Origin of the sequence: Streptomyces sp. NPDC048270 (assembly GCF_040652335.1) — a bacterium.
Taxonomy (GTDB): domain Bacteria; phylum Actinomycetota; class Actinomycetes; order Streptomycetales; family Streptomycetaceae; genus Streptomyces.
Map to the genome: position 1 here is coordinate 227,498 of NZ_JBEZLV010000005.1, position 19,856 is coordinate 247,353.

The 19,856-nt window shown below is 72.4% G+C and carries 11 protein-coding genes; 5 read left to right on the plus strand and 6 right to left on the minus strand.

The features are described 5' to 3' along the window. Positions 1-64: 64 nt before the first annotated feature. The 6 genes from AB0D66_RS07865 to AB0D66_RS07890 form a co-directional block, all read right to left on the minus strand. The gene (locus AB0D66_RS07865) at positions 65-688 is read right to left on the minus strand and encodes a GntR family transcriptional regulator (RefSeq protein WP_362298303.1); all 624 of its coding nucleotides are present in this window, start codon (positions 686-688) and stop codon (positions 65-67) included. Between the two features lie 122 nt (positions 689-810). Beyond that, the gene (locus tag AB0D66_RS07870; protein ID WP_362298255.1) at positions 811-5,871 is read right to left on the minus strand and encodes a caspase family protein; all 5,061 of its coding nucleotides are present in this window, start codon (positions 5,869-5,871) and stop codon (positions 811-813) included. Then, complete coding sequence (locus tag AB0D66_RS07875) at positions 5,864-7,246, minus strand: hypothetical protein (protein WP_362298258.1); 1,383 nt, start codon at positions 7,244-7,246, stop codon at positions 5,864-5,866. Before AB0D66_RS07875 ends, AB0D66_RS07870 begins: the two co-directional genes overlap by 8 nt. A 130-nt stretch (positions 7,247-7,376) precedes the next feature. Beyond that, a complete protein-coding gene (gene sucB, locus AB0D66_RS07880; protein WP_362298261.1) occupies positions 7,377-9,137 on the minus strand; it encodes a 2-oxoglutarate dehydrogenase, E2 component, dihydrolipoamide succinyltransferase in 1,761 nt (586 codons plus the stop codon). A 52-nt stretch (positions 9,138-9,189) separates the two neighbouring features. Beyond that, positions 9,190-10,578, minus strand: coding sequence for a dihydrolipoyl dehydrogenase (gene lpdA / locus AB0D66_RS07885; protein ID WP_362298264.1), 1,389 nt, complete (start codon positions 10,576-10,578; stop codon positions 9,190-9,192). A 300-nt stretch (positions 10,579-10,878) separates the two neighbouring features. Continuing rightward, the gene (locus tag AB0D66_RS07890) at positions 10,879-12,420 is read right to left on the minus strand and encodes a leucyl aminopeptidase (protein ID WP_362298267.1); all 1,542 of its coding nucleotides are present in this window, start codon (positions 12,418-12,420) and stop codon (positions 10,879-10,881) included. Between the two features lie 345 nt (positions 12,421-12,765). Between AB0D66_RS07890 and AB0D66_RS07895 the strand changes: the two genes are divergently transcribed. From AB0D66_RS07895 to AB0D66_RS07915, 5 genes are all read left to right on the plus strand, one after another. Continuing rightward, positions 12,766-14,793: a hypothetical protein gene (locus AB0D66_RS07895; RefSeq protein WP_362298270.1), complete on the plus strand. Its 2,028-nt coding sequence runs from the start codon at positions 12,766-12,768 to the stop codon at positions 14,791-14,793. A gap of 95 nt (positions 14,794-14,888) precedes the next feature. After that, a complete protein-coding gene (gene pelF, locus AB0D66_RS07900) occupies positions 14,889-16,415 on the plus strand; it encodes a GT4 family glycosyltransferase PelF (RefSeq protein WP_362298273.1) in 1,527 nt (508 codons plus the stop codon). Next, the gene (locus tag AB0D66_RS07905) at positions 16,412-17,938 is read left to right on the plus strand and encodes a hypothetical protein (RefSeq protein WP_362298276.1); all 1,527 of its coding nucleotides are present in this window, start codon (positions 16,412-16,414) and stop codon (positions 17,936-17,938) included. Before pelF ends, AB0D66_RS07905 begins: the two co-directional genes overlap by 4 nt. A 56-nt stretch (positions 17,939-17,994) precedes the next feature. Further along, on the plus strand, positions 17,995-18,645 hold the full coding sequence (locus AB0D66_RS07910) for a spherulation-specific family 4 protein (RefSeq protein WP_362298306.1): 651 nt from the start codon (positions 17,995-17,997) through the stop codon (positions 18,643-18,645). Next, positions 18,642-19,457 (plus strand): endo alpha-1,4 polygalactosaminidase, encoded by an 816-nt coding sequence (locus AB0D66_RS07915; RefSeq protein WP_362298279.1) that lies wholly within the window; start codon positions 18,642-18,644, stop codon positions 19,455-19,457. Before AB0D66_RS07910 ends, AB0D66_RS07915 begins: the two co-directional genes overlap by 4 nt. The last annotated feature ends 399 nt before the right edge of the window (positions 19,458-19,856 follow it).

Below are 19,856 nucleotides of genomic sequence, written 5' to 3' on the forward strand. Positions count from 1 at the left end.
GTCGGCACCGCGTGCCAGGGAAAAAGGCACCCGGTGCCGGTCAGACGGGGGCAATACGGGCAGCTCACGCCCTCGGGGCGCACCCCAGGACGTGCCGCTTCACGAGCAGGCCGATCTCCGGGTCCTGGCTGCGGAACGCCGCGACCAGGGCCTCGTGCTCCTCCGCGTAGGACTTCTGGACGGTTCCCAGCCACCGGATGGACAGGGCCGTGAACACCTCGATGCCCAGGCTCTCCCAGGTGTGCAGCAGCACGCTGTTCCCGGCCGCCCGCACCATCTCCCGGTGGAACCCGACGGTGTGCCGCACCTGCGCGGTCCCGTCCTCGGTCCGGTCGGCCTCCCACAGGGCGGCGACGTGCGGCTCCAGCGCCGAGCAGTCGGCGGCCAGGCGGGGCGCCGCCAGCTCGGCGGCGATCTGCTCCAGACCGGCCCGCACCGGGTAGATCTCCTCCAGGTCCGCCGCGGACAGGTTCCGCACGCGCACGCCCTTGTTCGGCGCCGACTCGATCAGCCGCAGCGTCTCCAGCTCGCGCAGGGCCTCGCGCACCGGCGTCTGGCTGACCTCCAGCTCCACGGCGATCCGGCGCTCGACGATCCGCTCGCCGGGCTTCCAGCGCCCGCTGACGATCCCCTCCACGATGTGCTCGCGGATCTGCTCGCGCAGCGAGTGCACGACGGGTGGGGTGATCATCCGGGCTTCATCTCCTGTGGGGGCATGCAGAGCTCTGATGCGTAGACAATACGGCGCAGTAGCCCGGCGCGAAGCGTTCGCGGTCAGGGACGCAGGGTGAGGCTGGTTACAAGCACCGCCTACCCGGCCACGAGGCTCTGGATCAGCGCACTCAGGGCCGCGGCGTGCGGGGGGTGCCGGCCGATGAGGGCGGCGATCTCGGAGATGACCTGGTTGCGGTGGGCCGGTTCGGCGGGGGGCCAGGTGGTGGGGCCAGGGGACGAGGCGTCTCCGGCCAAGGCGTTGCCCATCGCGAGGTGGGCGGCCCCGGTGAACTCGTCCTCGTGGACGAAGAGCTCCAGGAGCGCAAGGGCCTGCAAGAGATCGGGCTCGGCCTCCCGCTCGGCGAGAAGGCGTCGGACCCGGTCGTCCAGCGCGGGGCGGTCCTCGACGTACCGGTAGGCGGCCGGGATCCCGTCCGCGCGGGCGAGGGTGAGCAGTGAATGGTGCACCGCCGAACCGGCTGCATCCCCGTCGGAGCCGAGCAGTTCGAGGGCCTGATCATGCAGGAGCTCCGCCGCGTGGTCGGTGAGGTAGGCCTGGGAGTCCTCCCAGGTGGACAGATCGCTCCAGGCGTCCAGGAGTTCCCCGGTGAGGTAGGGGCGGAAGGCGCTGTCCGGTCCGGCCGCCGTTGCCTCGCGGGCGATCCGCAGGTGCCTTCCGGCTTCCTCGGTGGCCAGGGCGAGCTCCTCCAAGGCGGCTGCGGTGTCGGCCGATCCCAGGTCTTCGGCGTGCTCGTCCCAGAAGGCACGGGAGTCTGCCCAGGTGGGGCTGTTGATCCACTCGGCGGCGAGGCGGAGCGCGGCTTTCGGGAGCGCCAGCCAGGACGGGGCTTCGGCTCCGGTCGCCTCGTGCCAGAGTGCGCGCACCTGGGATGCACTCGCGGTGTCGGCCTGGCTGTGGGTGCGCAGGAGATGCCGTGCTCGGAAGGCTGTGGGGTTTCGCTCTCCCGCCGGTACCGGGTCGTGTGCGAGGGGGATGAGGGTGCGGATGCCGACGCCGGGTTCCGCGTGGCTGATCTCCAGACGGGCGCGCCCCAGCACCAGGGAGCGGGCAGCCTCCGGACGCGCGGCCAGAGCACGCTCAGCCTCGGCGAAGGCCGCGAGGGCGTCCTCCACCGTGGATATGCGTGCGAGGTTGGCGAGAGTGTTGACAAGGTCGGGGAGGTGGGCGTCCGGGGTGGCGTCGATGAGGTCCATGTAGAGGCGTGCGGATTCCGTGATGGCCGCCCGTGCGCCCTCTTGGTCTCCAACCTCGTTCTTGACCGTGGCGAGGTTGTGGAGGGTCATGGCGAGGTCGGCGAGATGTGCAGCTGGGTCGGTCTGGACCAGGGCGCGGCGAAGGGTGGTGGCCTCGGAGATGGTCGCCAGTGCGCCCTGCCGGTCGCCACTCGCGCCTTGGGCGTTCGCGAGGTTGTTGAGGGCGCCGGCCAGGTCGGGGAGGTGGGCGGCCGGGTCGCCATGGGCGAGCGCGCGGCGAAGGGTGGTGGCTTCGGTGATGGTGGTAAGTGCGCCTTGGCTGTCGCCCGTCTTGCTTTGGGCGTTGGCGAGGTTGTTGAGGGACATGGCGAGGTCGGGGAGGTAGGCGGCCGGGTTGGTGTCGGCGAGGTCCCGGTAGAGCGTGGTGGCTTCGGTGATGGTGATCAGCGCGCCTTGGCTGTCGCCAATCGCCTCTTGGGTGTTCCCGAGGTTGTTGAGGGACATGGCCAGGTGGGGGCGGTAGGCGGCCGGGTTGGTGGTGGCGAGGTCTCGGTAGAGAGCGGTGGCTTCGGTGATGGTGGCCATTGCGCCGAGTCGGTCGCCGCTCGCGCCCTGAATGTTGGCGAGGTTGTTGAGGGACATGGCCAGGTCGGGGAGGTAGGCGGCCGCGTTGGTGTCGACCAGGTCCCGGTAGAAGGGGGTGGCTTCGGTGATCGTGGCAAGTGCGCCTAGCTTGTCTCCGGTCGAGACTTGGGCGTTGGCGAGGTTGTTGAGGGACATGGCGAGGTCGGGGAGGTAGGCGGCCGGGTTGGTGTCGGCGAGGTCCCGGTAGAGGGTGGTGGCTTCGGTGATCGTGGCAAGTGCGCCCTGTCGGTCGCCGCTTGCGCCTTGAATGTTGGCAAGGTTGTTGAGGGCGCCGGCGAGGTCGGGGAGGTAGGCGGCCGCGTTGGTGTCGGCGAGGTCCCGGTAGAGGGTGGTGGCTTCGGTGATGGTGGTCAGCGCCCCCTGTCGGTCGCCGGTCTCGCTTCGAGCGTTGGCGAGGTTGTTGAGGGCGCCGGCGAGGTCGGGGAGATAGGCCGCCGGCTTCGTGGCGGCGAGGCCCCGGCGAAGCTTGACGGATTCGCTGATGGTGGTCAGCGCGCCTTGTCGGTCGCCGGTCTCGCTTTGGGCGTTGGCGAGGTTGTTGAGGGACATGGCGAGGTCGGGGAGGTAGGCGGCCGGGTTGGTGTCGGCGAGGTCCCGGAAGAGCTCCGTGGCTTCGCTGATGGTGGTGAGTGCGCCTTGTCGGTCGCCGGTCTCGCTTTGGGAAGTGGCGAGGGTGTTGAGGGACATGGCGAGGTTGGGGAGGTAGGCGGCCGGGTTGGTGTCGGCGAGGTCCCGGTAGAGCTCCGTGGCTTCGGTGATCGTGGTCAGTGCGCCTTGCTTGTCGCCGGTCCGGCTTCGGAAGTTCGCGAGGTTGTTGAGGGTGCCGGCGAGGTTGGGGAGAAATGCGGCCGGATCGGTTTCGGCGAGGGCCCGGCGAAGGGCGGTTGCTTCGGTCACCGTGGTCAGGGCGCCTTGGTCGTCTCCGGTCTCGCCTTGGGCGGTGGCGAGGTTGTTGAGAGACATGGCGAGGCGGGGGAGGTAGGTTTCCGGATCGTTCTCGGCGAGGGCCCGGTAAAGGCCGACGGCCTCCAGCGCCGGTGCGAGGGCTTCGATGCGCCTCCCGGCCCGGGACAGGGAGACTGACACGTTGCCCAGCGTGCGTGCGAGATCAGGACGGAATGCGTCCCCTCGGTCCGCGACGAGCTCACGGACCAGTGCGATGCCGCGTCCTCCCACTATTGCCGCATGGGACACGAGCGCCCCGCGCAGGTACGGATTCGCCGCCTCCATCACCGCGGCGTCCGCCGTCTGCTCGCGCAGGAGGCCGACCAGTGCGCTCGCCACGCGGTACGCCCCGTCGGCCCCCTCGCGGGCATCCCTCAGGTGGGCGATGAACTCGCGGTGGTACAGCCGGTACACCGCCTGCACCCCGTCGCTGTCCTCCACCACGTAGCGGCCGTACGTGTTCAGCAGCCAGTCCACGTCCTCGGGACCGTACGCGGTGTCCCCGGAGGCGAGGGCGGAGGCCGCCGCCTCCCAGACGCCGCGCGCCGGCATGCCGTTGCCGGCGCTCCAGGCCAGTGCGGTCAGCAGGTCCTGGGCGGCGTGCGGGAGGGTTTCGCCCTCCCGCACCCGCTGCGGGCCCTGCGCCAGGTCATCGGTGAAGGCGGCGCTGATGGAGGACGGGATGGCCTGCGCCCAGTCCTCCGCGTGCGCCGCAGCCCCCGCGTGCGCCGCAGCCCCCGCATGCGCCGCAGCCTCCGCGTCCGGCGCCGCCGCGAACCGCCTGATCACCGAGTCCGTCGCCATCCTGGCGAAGAGGAAGCCGCCGGTGTGGGCGGAGGCGCGGTCCGCGATCAGGCCGGAAGCCGTCGCCGCGTCCGCCGGCGGCAGCTCGCGGGCCTCCAGGCGGAGCCGGCAGTAGGTCCAGATGTCGTTCTCGGTGTCGGTCTCGTCGTCCAGGTCCGACTCGCGGGCCCGGACGCCTCCCAGGCGCCTCACCGCCTCGTCCAGGGGTTCCTGGAGTTCCTCCTGCGGGCGGAAGGGCCGGTCCCGGGAGCCGAGCAGTACGCAGACCAGGCGGCTCAGCGGCGCCAGGAGCTGTTCGACGATCGGGTAGGCCTGGTCGGGGGCCGCCTCGTCCAGGCCGTCCAGGACCAGGGCCGGGAGGCGGTCCCGGCAGGCCGCGGGCCACTTCCCCTCCACCTCGGCGATCAGCGCGGCGGGAGTCTGCGGGACGGCGAGGTCCAGTTCGCGGGCGACGGCCTCGGCCAGCTGCTGGACGGTGTAGCCCCGCAGGTGCAGGGAGGCGTCCACCGCGCCCTCGCCAGGGTCCGGATCCTCCGGGGCGAGGGCCCCGTGGTCCAGGATGTCCGCCCGGTGGAGGGGGTCGGACAGCGTCGCCACGCGTCCCAGCACGGCCGACTTGCCGCAGCCCGCGCTGCCCGTCACCAGGAACAGCCCCGGCTGCCGCGCCTCCAGCCACTCGGTGATCTGCCCCAGCACGTTGCGCCGGCCGCTGAAGAACCAGCCCCCGTCGTCCACCGGCGCCCCGCGGCTCGCCTGCACCAGGTGCTCGACCAGCTCCGGCTCCGAGACGTTCCTCCGCAGCGGGTTGTCGAACATCAGCCGCGGCTCGCCGAACATGGCCGGAACCGGCTTGTGGCCCACCCCCGCCGGCCACTGGGCGAGCACGGTGTGGATCACCGTGGCCCCGCTGACCTGCCCGTTCCGGCTGCTCCACTCGTGCAGGTAGTCCTCGCTGCGCGGCCCTTCGCGGAGCACCCGGGTGAGGGTCTCCAACAGGATCCCGGCCGCCTCGGCCTTCTCCTGGGGACGGCTGCTCGCGAGCACACCGAGCCAGCCCGACCGCCCCGGGGGCAGGTTCTCCGAGGTCAGCTTGTTGAAGGCCGTGTCCAGGGACTCCATGACCCCGGCGCCCGCATGGCAGGTGTCGATGAGCAGCAGCATCTGGTCCGCCCCGCTGCGCACGGCCGCCTCCGTCAGGAGGTTGGCCGAATATGTCTCATCGCCGTACCGGGCGTCGTCGGTGTCGTGCAGGACCAGGCGCAGCCCCTGGCGGTCGAGCACCCCGTGGCCGGACCAGAGGATGACGGCGGGGCCGCGGCGCCGGTCGGTGCTGCGGCCCGTCGCCCAGTCCTTCACCGCGGCGACGAGGGCCGGCCGGCCGGGGTCCGGCAGTACGGTCGGCGTGTAGCCCCGGGTCTCCAGCAGTGCGCACAGCTCCCGCATCTGGGAGATCGCGCCGGTCAGGGTGGGGAACTTCTGCGGGTGCCGGTGGTTCTCGACCACGACCCCCAGGGCCGTCCCGCGGATCTCGTCGGCGTGCTCACTCACCGGCTGCCCCCACCAGGGACAGCGCCGTCACCGTCGTCTCCGCGTGCGCGGTCACCCGTACCGCCAGCCGGTAGGCGCCGGGGTCCGGCGCCGGGAACGCCGCGGCGTACCGGCCCTCGCCGAGGGGCCGCAGGGTCCGGGCGAGCGGCTGCCTCCCGTCGGCCGGGCGGAGTTCCGCCGTGAGGTGGAGCGCGTCGTGGTCCGGGACCTCCGACGGGACCGTCACCGCGACCTCGTACGGTTCCCCCGCCTCCAGCAGCGGGGGAGCGAGCACGCTCAGCGGGACGTCACCGTCCTCGCCGCGGTGGAAGGGGCGCTCGTGGCCCAGCAGGCCGGCCAGGGCGTCCCGTACGCCCCGGTTGTTCTGGAGCGAGCCGTGCTGCTCGCAGGGGGTGTGGGCCTCGTCGACGGCGTAGCCGGTGTTCTCGGCGTTCGTCGGGCGGGCGGAGAGGCGGGGGACGGTGCCGTCGCCGCGCTCGTCGGTGCCGTCGATGAGCCACAGCGGGGACAGCCCGCGGTCGGTGATCTCCGCCGTCGTCAGGGTGGGCTGGCGGATGCCCGTGATGGCGTGCAGCGTCACGGGGTCGGGGCGGGCGGCGGACCGGCGCAGGTCCGCGTGGAAGCGGGCCGCGTCCGCCAGCAGCCCGGGGTCGACACCGGGCAGGCCCGGCAGGTCGCGGGCGCACGCGAGACCGCCCGGGCCCTCCACGCAGGCGTAGTCGGGAGCCAGCTGGTGCAGCGACGGCAGGCTGCGCGCGAACGCGCTCAGGTCGACGCCGAGCGGCCCCCAGCCCTTGCGCAGGCCGTTGACCAGATGGCCGAGGGCGTCCAGGGAGCCGCGGTGCGGGGTGCCCAGCGTGATCAGACGGCGGGTGACCTCGTGGCCGCCGAGGCGCTCCACGTAGTGGCGGGCCACCAGCCCGCCCATGGAGTGGCAGATGAACACCACCCGGGCGTCGGCGCGCTCGGGCGCGGAGGCCCGCCAGCGTTCCAGTGCGCGGGCGACGGTCCTGCGCAGCCGCTCCGCGTTGTAGCGGCACGACAGGCGCCAGTCGTACGGGAAGGGGACGAGGTTGGCGCCGGGGGACAGGCTGAAGGACCGCTCCAGCCAGACCAGGAGGTCGGTGTAGCCGTCGACCGGCTGCCCGACCCCGGGGATCGCGTGGACGTCGGGCATGAGGCCGGTGGGGACCACCCCGTCGTCCGGGTGGCCGTCGCCGATGTCCTTCGGGAGGCGCAGGCGGTTCACGGAGCCGCCGAAGGTGCGCAGGCCGCGCCACAGGGCGCCGCCCGACAGGTCCCAGACCGGCTTTCCGGCGGCGTCCGCCAGCCTGCTCCCCATGATGCCCGGCAGTACCACCACAAGATCGTTCACTCGTGCACGTGACATGCATGCCCCCCGCTGGCCGTTCCCGGACCGGCAGGGTAAGACGACGGCGCCCCTGCCCGGAGTGGTTTCCGGACAAGGGCGCCGAACGTGTGACTGCCGCCTCGCGGCGTGAGCCCTACAGGCCGAGCTCGACCTCGAACTCGCCGGCCTCCAGGATGGCCTTGACGGCCGTGAGGTACCGGGCCGCGTCCGCGCCGTCCACCAGGCGGTGGTCGTAGGACAGGGTCAGGTACGTCATGTCGCGGATGCCGATGTTGGTGCCCTCGGCGGTCTCGATGACCACCGGGCGCTTCACCGTGGCACCGATGCCCAGGATGGCGACCTGGTTCGGCGGCACGATGACCGTGTCGAACAGGGCACCGCGCGAGCCGGTGTTGCTGATGGTGAAGGTCGCGCCCGACAGCTCGTCCGGCGTGATCTTGTTGCCGCGGACCTTGGCGGCCAGGTCGGCGGTCGCCTTGGAGATGCCCGCCAGGTTGAGGTCGCCCGCACCCTTGATGACCGGGGTCATCAGGCCCTTCTCGGAGTCCACGGCGATGCCGATGTTCTCCGAGTCGAAGTAGGTGATGGTGCCCTCGTCGTCGTTGATCCGGGCGTTGACGACCGCGTGGGCCTTCAGCGCCTGGGCAGCGGCCTTGACGAAGAACGGCATCGGGGACAGCTTGACGCCCTCGCGGGCGAGGAAGCCGGCCTTGGCCTTCTCGCGCAGCTTCATGATCTTGGTGATGTCCACCTCGACCACGGAGCTGAGCTGCGCCTGCGAGTGCAGGGCCTTCATCATGTTGTCGCCGATGACCTTGCGCATGCGGGTCATCTTGACGGTCTGACCGCGCAGCTCGGACACCGCGGCGGCCGGGGCCTTCGCGGCGGGAGCGGCGGCGGCCGGAGCGGCCGCGGCGGACTTGGCGGCCTCGGCGGCGGCCAGGACGTCCTGCTTGCGGATGCGGCCGCCGACGCCGGTGCCCGTGACCGTGTTCAGGTTGACGCCGGACTCCGTGGCGAGCTTGCGCACCAGCGGGGTCACGTACGCGCCCTCGTCACCGGCGGAAGCCGGGGCGGCGGGAGCGGCGGGCGCGACCGGCGCCGGAGCGGCCGCGGGGGCCGGGGCGGCGACGGGGGCCGGAGCGGCAACCGGAGCCGGAGCGGCGGCGGCCGGAGCGGCCTGGACCGGAGCCGGAGCGGCGGCCGGGGCGGCAGCCTGGGCCGGAGCCGGAGCCGGGGCGGCGGCGGCCGGGGCCGCGGCGGGAGCCGCACCCGCGACGCCGATGACGGCCAGACGGGCGCCGACCTCGGCGGTCTCGTCCTCGCCGACCAGGATCTCCAGCAGGGTGCCGGCGACCGGCGCGGGGATCTCGGTGTCGACCTTGTCCGTGGAGACCTCGAGCAGCGGCTCGTCGGCCTCGACGGACTCGCCGACCTGCTTCAGCCAGCGGGTGACGGTGCCCTCGGTGACGGACTCGCCCAGGGCGGGCAGCACGACATCGGTGCCGGACGCCGCGGGAGCGGCGGCGGCGGGGGCGGCCTCGGCGGCCGGGGCGGGAGCCGCGGGGGCCTCCTCGACCGGAGCCGGAGCGGCGGCGGGCTCGGCGGCGGCCGGCTCGGCGGCGGCCGGAGCCGCGGCCTGGGCCGGGGCGCCCGAACCGTCGTCGATGACGGCCAGCTCGGCGCCGACCTCGACGGTCTCGTCCTCGGCGACCTTGATGGAGGCCAGGATGCCGGCGACGGGCGAGGGGATCTCGGTGTCGACCTTGTCGGTCGAGACCTCGAGCAGCGGCTCGTCGGCCTCGACGCGCTCGCCCTCGGCCTTCAGCCAGCGGGTGACAGTGCCCTCAGTGACGCTCTCGCCGAGCGCCGGAAGGGTTACGGAAACCGACATGGTTTCTGTTGCTCCTTACGAATGTGCGGAAGTGGTCGTCGCGCCCGGACGATTAGTCGTGGGAGTGAAGCGGCTTGCCGGCGAGGGCCAGGTGGGCCTCGCCCATCGCTTCGTTCTGGGTCGGGTGCGCGTGGATGAGCTGCGCGACCTCGGCCGGCAGGGCCTCCCAGTTGTAGATCAGCTGGGCCTCGCCGACCTGCTCGCCCATCCGGTCACCGACCATGTGGACGCCGACCACGGCACCGTCCTTGACCTGGACGAGCTTGATCTCGCCCGCGGTCTTGAGGATCTTGCTCTTGCCGTTGCCCGCGAGGTTGTACTTGAGGGCCACGACCTTGTCCGCGCCGTAGATCTCCTTGGCCTTGGCCTCGGTGATGCCGACGGAAGCGACCTCGGGGTGGCAGTAGGTGACGCGCGGGACACCGTCGTAGTCGATCGGGACGGTCTTGAGACCGGCCAGACGCTCCGCGACCAGGATGCCCTCGGCGAAGCCGACGTGCGCGAGCTGGAGGGTCGGGACGAGGTCGCCGACGGCCGAGATGGTCGGCACGTTGGTCTGCATGTACTCGTCGACCAGGACGTAGCCGCGGTCCATCGCGACGCCCTGCTCCTCGTAGCCCAGGCCCTGCGAGACCGGGCCGCGGCCGATGGCGACCAGCAGCACCTCGGCCTCGAAGGTCTTGCCGTCGGCCAGCGTGACGCGCACGCCGTTCTCCGTGTACTCGGCCTTGTCGAAGAAGGTGCCGAGGTTGAACTTGATGCCCCGTTTGCGGAACGCGCGCTCCAGCAGCTTCGAGCTGTTCTCGTCCTCGACCGGGACGAGGTGCTTGAGGCCCTCGACGACGGTCACGTCGGTGCCGAAGGACTTCCACGCCGAGGCGAACTCGACGCCGATGACGCCGCCGCCCAGGACGATGGCGGACTCGGGCACGCGGTCCAGGACCAGGGCGTGGTCCGAGGAGATGATGCGGTTGCCGTCGATGTTCAGGCCCGGCAGCGACTTCGGCACGGAGCCGGTCGCCAGGAGCACGTGGCGGCCCTGGATGCGCTGGCCGTTCACGTCGACGGAAGTCGGCGAGGAGAGGCGGCCCTCACCCTCGATGTAGGTCACCTTGCGGGAGGCGACCAGGCCCTGCAGGCCCTTGTACAGGCCCGAGATGACCTCGTCCTTGTACTTGTGGACACCCGCGATGTCGATGCCCTCGAAAGAGGTCTTGACACCGAATTGGGCGGCTTCACGAGCCTGGTCCGCGATCTCGCCCGCGTGCAGCAGAGCCTTCGTGGGGATGCAGCCGTTGTGCAGGCAGGTGCCGCCGAGCTTGTTCTTCTCGATCAGGGCAACGTCCAGACCCAGCTGGGATGCGCGCAGCGCCGCGGCGTAACCGCCACTGCCACCGCCGAGGATCACTAGGTCGAAAACGGTGCTGGCGTCGTTCGCCACGTCACGTCCTCCATGCATGTGCGCCGGGCACCGGTCCTCTGTGACCGGGCGGCGGCTGGTAATCGGCCGCTAGTTCTTCGGCCCTGTGGTGGGGGCCCTGTCCTGCCGAGAACCCATCTTCGCATTTGTCGGCGGAACGCGGGACGCCGGGCCCACGATGTGGCAGGTCGTTCTGCCCGAAGTAAGGGTTACCAGTGCGTAGAAACCTACGGATTTCGTTGTGGGTGAACATGGCTCAAGCCTTGATCGAGTGGACGACCAAGGCTTGAGCCATGTCACATTCGGCGCTGCGGGGCTACATCAGCCCAGGTCACCGGTGGCCGTGCGCTCGGCCAGTCGCACCAGGGTGCGCACGGCGGCGCCGGTGCCGCCCTTGGGGGTGTAGCCGAACGGCGCGCCCTCGTGGAAGGCCGGGCCGGCGATGTCGAGGTGGGCCCAGGTGATGCCCTCGCCGACGAACTCCTTCAGGAAGAGGCCGGCCACCAGGCCGCCGCCCATGCGCTCGCCCATGTTCGCGATGTCCGCGGTGGGGGAGTCGATGGACTTGCGCAGCTCGGCGGGGAGCGGCATCGGCCACGAGGACTCGCCGACCTCCTCGGCGATCTCGTGGACCGAGGTACGGAAGGCGTCGTCGTTCGACATGATGGCGAAGGTGCGGTTGCCCAGGGCCACCATCATCGCGCCCGTCAGGGTGGCGACGTCGACGATCGCGTCCGGGTTCTCCTCGGAGGCACGGGTCAGCGCGTCACCGAGGACCAGGCGGCCCTCCGCGTCGGTGTTGAGGACCTCGACGGTCTTGCCGCTGTACATGCGCAGCACGTCGCCCGGCTTGGTGGCGGTGCCGGAGGGCATGTTCTCGGCGAGCGCGAGCCAGCCGGTGACGTTGACCTGCAGGCCCAGCTTCGCGGCCGCGACGACGGAGGCGAAGACGGCGGCGGCGCCGGCCATGTCGCACTTCATCGTCTCGTTGTGGCCGGCCGGCTTCAGGGAGATGCCGCCCGAGTCGTAGGTGATGCCCTTGCCGACGAAGGCCAGGGTCTTCTCCGCCTTGGGGTGGGTGTAGGAGAGCTTCACCAGGCGCGGCGGGTTGTCGGAGCCCTTGCCGACGCCCATGATGCCGCCGTAGCCGCCCTTGATCAGGGCCTTCTCGTCCAGGACCTGGACCTTGATGCCGTTCTCCTTCGCGGTCGCGGAGGCGACGGCGGCGAAGGCCTCGGGGGTGAGGTCGTTCGGCGGGGTGTTGACCAGGTCTCGAGCGATGTTGAGCTCGGTCGCGACGACCGTGGCGCGCTCGGCCGCGGCCTTGTGCTCCTTGTCGCGCGGCTTGGCGCCGAGCAGGGCGATCTCGCCGAGCGGCTGCTTGGGGCCGCCGTTCTTGTCGGCGTTCTTGGAGGTCTTGGTCTCGCCGCCCTGGTAGGCGGTGAAGGTGTACGCGCCGAGCAGCGCGCCCTCGGCGACGGCGGTGACGGCGGAGGCGTCGTCCAGGGGGAGGGCGAAGGCGGCCTTCTTGGAGCCGTGCAGGGCGCGGGCGGCGGCGCCGGCGGCGCGGCGCAGCACCTCCTCGTCGAACGACTCGTCCTTCTCGGGGACGGAGCCGAGTCCGACCGCCAGCACGACCGGGACCTTCAGGCCCGCCGGGGCCGGCAGCTTGGTGATCTCGCCTTCGGTGCCCGAGGCGCCGACGGCATCGAGCACGGCGGCGAGCTTACCGTCGTACGCCTTGTCCACGGCCTCGGCGCCTGCGGCGACGACCGGACCCTTGGGGCCCTTGGCGACACCGACGACGAGGGCGTCGGCGCGCAGCGTCGCCGCGCCGGCAGTGCTGAGAGTCAGAGCAGTCACGGTGGTGAAGTCTCGCTTCCGTTTGTGTGTGTGGGCCGAGTGGGTGGACGGCCATCCGTGGCGATCGTATTCCGGCCCGACGGCTGCCAGAAATGAGCCTACGCGTACGGACTCTGCCGCACGCCACTCGAAGGTTTGGCAAGTTGTTCGATCAAGAAGCCTGGAGATTCACCCATCCGTGGACTCTGCTCCAGGTTTGCCCCGTAGACCTGACGAGGTCCGAAAGACTCGGTCCACTCTCGCAAGGGGACGCGGGGTTCCTTTGCATGATTTCCACAGAGCCTCCCCGGCCCGGCCGACCGCCATGGGCCGCGTCGAGGGATGCCTGCGGGGGGAAAGGCCGAAATGGTCAACAAGAACCGGATGAACAGGCTCGCCGCCGCCATGGCCGCGGCAGCGCTGGTGTCCGTGGCAGTACCCGCCGCGACCGCCCAGGCGGCCGTGGCCCCACGCATCGACCTGAAGGTGCTGGTCGTCGACGACGGCGGCAGCTCGGTCGAGGCCATCACCGCGGAACTCCGCGACACCGGAGTCCCGTACACCCGTGTCCAGCTGGGCAGCAGCAGCCGCCCGGTCATCAACGCGGGCTTCCTCAGCGACACGGTGGACGGCCGTCCCCGCGCCAAGTACCAGGGCGTCGTCCTGCCGAACGAGAACCCGTTCGGCACGGGCTCCGCCGAGATGGCCGCGCTCGCCGCGTACGAGACGACGTACGGCATCCGCCAGGTCGACGCCTACACCTGGGCCCACCCGGGCGTCGGCCTGGAGTACACCGACAACGGCGGCTTCAGCGGCGAGCTCGACGGCACCCAGGCCGCGGTGACCGCGGCCGGCAAGGCGGGGCCCTTCGCCTACCTCGGAGGCCAAGTGGCCTTCGAGGACAACTCCGCCCTCGTTCCAGAGAGCTTCGGCTTCATGGGCAAGCCGCGGCCCGGGTACACCAGCTACCTCGACGCCCCCGTCGGCTCCGGACGCGCCTCGCTCGTCGGCGAGTACACCCACGACGGCCGCAGCGAACTGGTCGTCACCTTCGGCTACAACCAGTACCAGCAGCAGTTCCGGCTGCTGGCCCGGGGCATCGTCGACTGGCTCACCCAGGGGGTCCACCTCGGCCAGAGCCGCAGCTACTTCGCGGTCCACGTCGACGACGTCTTCGCGCCGGACGCCCGCTGGAACAAGGAGCTCAACTGCACGCCCGGCGACTACGCCTGCCCCGGCGGCGAGGGCAAGGAGAGCACCATCCGGATGACCGCCGCCGACGCCCAGTACGCGGCGCAGTGGCAGACCTCCAAGGACTTCAAGCTCGACATGCTCTTCAACGGGGGCGCCGGCGAGGAGTGGAAGGCGGAGAACGGCGGCACCGACGCCCTCACCGCCCAGCTCGTCGCCGACCGGGCCAAGTACCGCTGGATGAACCACACCTACACCCACCCCTTCCTCGGGTGCGTCCAGAACACCGCCACCATCCCCTGGACCTGCGTCAAGAACGCCCAGGGCGCCGTCCAGTACATGAGCCGCGCGGAGATCTCCGCGCAGATCCGCGACAACAACAACTGGGCCGCCTCCAAGGGCATCGCCACCGACCGGACCGAGCTCGTCACCGGCGAGCACTCGGGCCTCAAGACCAACCCGCAGCAGCCCCAGGACAACCCCAACCTGGCCGGCGCCCTCGCCGACAACGGCGTGAAGTGGGCGGGCAGCGACAACTCCCGCGAACCCGCGCAGCGGGCCGTCGGCTCCGCCCTGACGGTGCCCCGGCACCCGATGAACGTGTACTACAACACGGGCACCAACGCCGAGATGGCCGACGAGTACAACTGGATCTACACCAGCCGCGCGCACGGCGGCAGCGGCATCTGCGAGGACAACCCGGCGACCTCCACCTGCCTGCCGGCCCCGGTGGACGCCACCACCGGCTACCTGGACCACATCGTCCCCCAGGAGGCCCGGACGGCCCTGCGCCACGTGCTGGCCAACGACCCGCGCCCGCACTACGTCCACCAGTCCAACCTCGCCGAGGACCGCACCCTCTACCCGGTGCTCAACCAGGTCCTCGACACCTACCGGTCCCTCTACGCACCCAGCGCCCCGATCGTCAACCAGACCATGAAGGAGGCCGGCGTCGAGCTCGGCCGCCGCGCGGCCTGGGACAAGGCGCTCGCCGAGGGCAAGGTCACCGCCTACCGCATCGGCACCGCCGTCACCGTCAAGGCGCCCTCCGGAGTCGTCGCCCCGGTCACCGCCCCCAACGGCACCAAGAAGCAACTCCTCCTCGGATCGGCCGACTTCGGCACCGCCTACGCCGGCACCCGCTCCACCTGGACCGCACCCGAACTGCTCCAGAGCGCCGTGACGCTCAAGCTGCCCAGCTGACCGTACGGGCCTTCCGCAAGCCGAGTAACACGAGCGCCGGCGCTCCGCGAAACAACGGGCGCCGGCCCCTTTCACGTCCTGGGGGGACACACCGCATGAGCCATGGGCGCCATGTCACCATGCTCACCGAAGGCACGTATCCGCACGTCCACGGGGGCGTCAGCACCTGGTGCGACCAGCTGGTCCGCGGTATGCCGGAGGTCGACTTCAACGTCATAGCCCTGACCGGCTCCGGACGCGAGCCGGTCACCTGGGAACTGCCGCGCAACGTCTACCGGCACACCTCCGTACCGCTCTGGGGGGCTCCCCCCGGACGCAGCCGCCGGACCGCCCTGCGCGGCAAGGCGCACCGCCGCTTCACCGAGGTCTACGAAACCTTCCTGCTGTCCCTGCTCGAACCCGGGAGCGGCCCCGGCGACCACCGCTTCTCCGCGGCCCTGCGCGAGATGGCCGTCCTGGCCCGCGCCGGGCGCCTCGCCCCGGCCCTGCGCTCCGAGTCCGTGCTCCGGCTGCTGATGACGCTGTGGACCCGCCCCGGCCTGGCCACCGCGGCCGCCGCGCCCACCATCCACGACGCGCTCACCGCCACCGACCTGCTGGAGCACGCGCTGCGCCCGCTCTGCGTGCGGATCCCGCCCGACAGCGTCGCGCACGCCGTCAGCAGCGGCCTCGCCACCCTCCCGGCCCTCGCCGCCAAGTACCTCGACGAGGTGCCCTTCCTCCTCACCGAGCACGGCATCTACCTGCGCGAGCGCTACCTCGGCTACCGCTCGGCCGCGCAGCGCTGGCCCGTCAAGGCCCTCCTGCTCGGCTTCTACCGCGAGCTCAACACCGAGGGGTACCGGCAGGCCGACCTGATCACCCCCTGCAACCAGTACAACCGCCGCTGGGAGGAGCGCGGAGGCGCCGCCTCCGACCGGATCCGCACCGTCTACAACGGCGTCGACCCGCACGCCTTCCCCGAGGCCGGCCCCGAACCCGAGGTGCCCACCCTCAGCTGGTGCGGGCGCATCGACCCCATCAAGGACCTCGAAACCCTCATCCGCGCCTACGCCTTCATGCGCGAGGAGCTGCCCGCGCTGCGCCTGCGCCTCTTCGGACCCGTCCCGGCGGGCTGCGAGGAGTACAAGCTCCGGCTGGAGAAGCTCGCCGCCGACCTGGGCGTCAGCGACGGGATCTCCTACGAGGGGCGCATCGAGCAGGTCGCCCGGGCCTACGCGGCCGGCAGCATCGTGATGCTCTCCTCCATCAGCGAGGGCTTCCCCTTCAGCATCATCGAGGCCATGTCCTGCGGCCGCACCACCGTCTCCACCGACGTGGGCGGCGTCCGCGAGGCCGTCGGCGACACCGGCCTGGTCGTCCCGCCGCGCGAGCCCGAGACCATGGCCCGCGCCACCCTCGCCCTGCTCCACGACCCCGGACGCCGCGCCGAGCTCGGCCGGGCGGCCCGCAAACGGGTCGTGGAGAAGTTCACCCTCCACCAGTCCGTGGACGGCTTCCGGCACATCTACCGCGAGCTCGCCGGCCAGCCCGTCCTGCCCGTCCGCGCCGGCGACGAGTGGACCCAGCGGCTCGCCGACCCCTGGTACCGGGAACTCGCGGCCGACGGGAGCCTGTGGTGAGCGGATCCCTCTGGCTGAAGTCCCCGGGCGGGGACACCCTGCCCGCGATCCCCAGGCCGCGCCGCGCGGGCCCGGCCGCCGCCGACCCCATCGACGAGCTGCTGTCCCGGCTGGACGGGCTGGCGGCCGCCGCCGTCCACCCCGACGAGATCGCCGCCGTCCTCGAGTCCGACGGCATGACCGACGAGCACATCCGGCTCACCTACGGCCGCCACGACTCCTTCGCCCTCGCCGAGGAGCTCTACGCCCGGGTGCCCCGCTCCTTCCCGGAGCCCGAGGACGCCCCCGACCCCTGGAGGGTCTCCCTCACCGCCTGCCTCCTGCGCGGGGTGATCTTCGCCCTGCCCGGGCTCGCCTACCTCCTCGGCGCGCCCCTGCTCGACGGCCCGCCCGACCGCCTCGGACTGCCCGCCGGAACCCTCACCCTGCTCGCCGGAGCGCTCATCGGCTGGGTCTGGGACCAGACCCTCTCCCACCGGGCCTACTCCTGGCTCGGGCTCGGCGACCGGGCCGCCGCCGGGCGGACCCTGCTCGCCGGAGCACCCGCCGGATCCCTGCTGGGCACCGCCGCCGCGCTGGCCGTGCCCGGCGGGCCGCCGTTCTCGTACGCCTTCGCCGCCGGACAGGCCGTCTACGTCGGGGCCGCCACCGTCCTGCTCGTCCTCGGCCGGGAGCGGGTGCTGCTCGCCGCCCTCGGCCCGATGGCCGCCGGAGCGCTGCTCGTGCTCTTCGTGGACCTTCCCGTACCGGTACGGATGACCCTGCTCGCGGGCTCCCTGCTGGCCGCCTGCACCCTGGCCGCACGGGAACTCCCGCTGGCCGAGGGCGCCCGGGCGGCCGCCGCCCGGGTCCGCGGCTGGTGGGTGCGCAGGCCCGGCACCGGCCCGGTGCGCTGGCAGATGCTGCGCGGAGCCGAGGAGGAGTACGTGGCGCGCGGCCCCCGGCTGGGGGACTCCGTCCCCTACGGGGTCTTCGGCCTCGGCACCGGCCTGCTCGTGCTGTACGCCGCCCTCGGCGAGGTGCTCGCCGGGGGTCCCGCCGAGGCCGTCGCCGCCCCCTCGGCGGTGGCCCTCACCCTCAGCATGGGCCCCGCCGAATGGCTGCTGCACCGCTTCCGCAGCGGCAGCCTCGCCGGGCTCCGGGCGGCCCGCTCCCCCCGGTCCTTCCGGCGGCGGATGCTCGCCACCCTCGCCCGGTGCCTCGCCGTGTACCTGGTGGTGCTGCTCGCCCTCGGGGTGACCGGCACCCTGCTCTGGCCGGGCGCCCCGGCGCTCACCGGGGCCCGCGTCGCGACCCTGCTCCTGCTCGGCGCCGTGATGTGGACCGGACTGCTGCTCCAGTCCTTCGGCGCGGTCCGGCCGGCGGCCGTGGTCTGCGCCTCGGCCGCCGTGGCCCAGAGCCTGGCCCTGCTGACCGGCCTGGGGCAGCCCCGGCTGGTCCAGCTCGCGGTGGCGGGCGCGGCCGCCGCGGCGCTGGCCGCACTGGTCTGCCTGCTGCTCGGCCGGGCGACGGCCCACCGCTGATGTCCCGGCCGCCCACCCCACCGCCGATACCCGTGACCCCGTACGAGAAGGACCCCATGCTGCTGGTGCCGCTCTACGAGCACCCCGCCGACCGGCCCGACGAGTGGGAGCTGCTGATCCGCTCCGCGGGACGGCTGCACTCCGTGGTGCTCAACCCCGACAGCGGGCCGGGCAGCGCCCCCGACGAACGGTTCGCCGCCGTCGCCGGGCGGCTGCGGGAAGCCGGGGTGGCCGTCCTCGGCTACGTCGACACCGACTACGGGCGGCGCCCGCACGCGGACGTCGTCCAGGACCTGCTGCGCCACCGCGACTGGTACGAGGCCGACGGCGCCTTCTTCGACCAGGCCTGCGCCGAGCCGGAACTCCTGCCCCACTACGGCCGGCTCGCCGTCGCCGCCCGGGCGGCGGGGGCCCGTACCCTCGTCCTGAACCACGGCGTCCACCCGCACCCCGGGTACGCCGCGCTCGCCGACCTGCTCGTCACCTTCGAGGGCCCCTGGGACGCCTACCGGGACGCGGCCACCGCGCCGCCCTGGACCGCCGACCACCCCGCCCAGCGGTTCTGCCACCTCGTGTACGCGGTCCCGCCGGACGCGCCCGCCGCCCAACTCGCCCACGAGAGGCGGGCGGGGGTGCACTGCGCGGTACCCGGTACGGGCGCACACCCGTGGGGGACCCTGCCGTACGCCCTGGAGGCCGCCGGATGAAGCGTTTCGCCACCTTGCTGGTCGTGGCGCTGCTGCTGCTCACCGCGTGCACCGCGGATCCGCCGGACGACGGCGAGGACCCGTACCCGTGGCCCGACCAGGCGCCGGGGGAGCGCTGGCGCCCGCCGCCGGGCGTCGGCTGGCAGTGGCAGCTCACCGGCAGGCTCGACCTGTCGGTAAAGGCGCCCGTGTACGACGTGGACGGGTTCACCACCACCAAGGAGCAGGTCGCCGCGCTGAAGAAGGCCGGCCGCAAGACCATCTGCTACCTGTCCACCGGCGCCTGGGAGGACTTCCGGCCCGACGCGGACGACTTCCCGAAGACGATGATCGGCAAGGGCAACGGCTGGGAGGGCGAGCGCTGGCTCGACATCCGGCGGCTGACCGAGCTGGAACCGTTGATGGCCAAACGCTTCGACATGTGCCGGGACAAGGGCTTCGACGCGGTGGAGCCCGACAACATGGACGCCTACCGCAACACGTCCGGCTTCCCGCTCACCGCCGAGGACCAGCTGCGCTACAACCGGCTGATCGCGAAGCTCGCCCACGACCGGGGCCTGGCGGTCGGCCTGAAGAACGACCTCGACCAGATCCCGGAACTCGTCGGCGAGTTCGACTTCGCGGTCAACGAGCAGTGCGCGCAGTACCGCGAGTGCGAGAAGCTGACCCCGTTCATCGAAGCCGGCAAGGCCGTCTTCCACGTGGAGTACGAACTGCAGGCGGCCCGCTTCTGCGAACGCTCGCGCGCGCTGGGCCTGAGCTCCCTGCAGAAGCGCCCCGACCTGGACGCCTGGCGCCGCCCCTGCCCCTGACTCGACGCCTGCCCCCCGGCTCCGCTTGCCCCCGGCTCTGGCCTCCGGCTCGGCCTGCCTCCGGCTCTGGCCTCCGGCTCGGCCTGCCTCTGGCTCTGGCCTCCGGCTCGGCCTGCCTCCGGCTCTGGCCTCCGGCTCGGCTCTGCCGCCAGCTCCGCTCCTGCCTCCGGCTCCGCTTGCCTCCGGCTCCTCCTCTGCCCCCGGAGCCTTGGCCGGGCACATTCAGCCTCGCCGGCGTTTGAGGCGCGGGTCCGGGCGGAGCCCGGTGCCCGGCGGAGCCGGGTTTCGGGGGGGGGGGGGGGGGGGGCCCCCCCCCCCCCCGCCCCCCGCGGGGGCCGGGGGGGGGGGGGGGGGGGGGCCGGGGGGGGGGGGGGCCGCGGGGGGGGGGGGGGGCGGGCC